This is a genomic window from Pseudomonas fluvialis (assembly GCF_002234375.1).
GTDB lineage: Bacteria > Pseudomonadota > Gammaproteobacteria > Pseudomonadales > Pseudomonadaceae > Aquipseudomonas > Aquipseudomonas fluvialis.
The window spans coordinates 1-682 of sequence record NZ_NMQV01000049.1 but is presented as its reverse complement, the minus strand read 5'-3'; the positions used below and the strand labels follow the sequence as shown (position 1 = coordinate 682).

2 protein-coding genes are annotated in these 682 nt (G+C 64.7%); both read right to left on the bottom strand.

Annotated elements, in window-relative coordinates:
• Positions 1–125 (bottom strand): SDR family NAD(P)-dependent oxidoreductase (locus tag CFY91_RS15805; RefSeq protein WP_133063704.1); only part of this gene is annotated, 125 nt, incomplete at its 3' end.
• Positions 126–143: 18 nt separating this feature from the next.
• Positions 144–611 (bottom strand): multidrug transporter, encoded by a 468-nt coding sequence (locus CFY91_RS15520; RefSeq protein ID WP_093987283.1) that lies wholly within the window; start codon positions 609–611, stop codon positions 144–146.
• Positions 612–682 lie beyond the last annotated feature (71 nt).

Here is a 682-nt window from a genome sequence, read left to right as displayed (position 1 = left end):
ACGGCTACGTCAGATGGGTAAAGGAGACAGGCCCATACCTGATAACCCGCATCGCGCATGGTTTCGGCCAGGGCACGGCCAATGCCGCTGGAGCAGCCGGTGATCAGGGCAACAGGTGTCGTCATGACAGGGATTCCGGATTGTTACTGGTTATGGAATACACCGTGCAGGTTTGTCGCGCGGTACTCCAGACTGGCGGCCCGGTACCCCCTGCGCAACGCCGGCAGGGGCAGGCAGTCCTGCCAGGTCTGCCCGGCTGGCAGCGGCTGGGGCAGGCTGTAGCGCGGGTTGTCGTAGTGCACTTGTACCAGATTGATCGACTCGCCGGGCAGCCAGGCTTCGATCTGCCAGTCCAGCCTGTCCAGGCGTTGTGCCTGGGGGTTGTGCAGGCTGATATACAGGGGGCGTTCGGCGGGGCATTGCTGGCGATCATGGCGCAGGGTGATCGTCAGGCTCTCCAGGCGTGCATTGTGGCGCGCATCCTGCCACAGCAGCAGTCCCGCCAGCGTGGCCAGTGCGGCCAGCGCCGCCAGCGACAGGGGCAGGGCGCGCGTCGGGTAGCGCAGCAGCAGGATCAGCCAGGTGATGGCCAGTACCACGCCGAACAGCATGTTCAGTCCTCGGCCTGGTCGCGCAGGAACACCAGCTTGTCGGCGCTGGAGTAACTGTGGAGGAAGTAAGA

Bases quoted from the DNA above. Each gene is read 5' to 3' on its own strand.
- CFY91_RS15520 (WP_093987283.1), bottom strand. From the start codon at position 611: ATGCTGTTCGGCGTGGTACTGGCCATCACCTGGCTGATCCTGCTGCTG.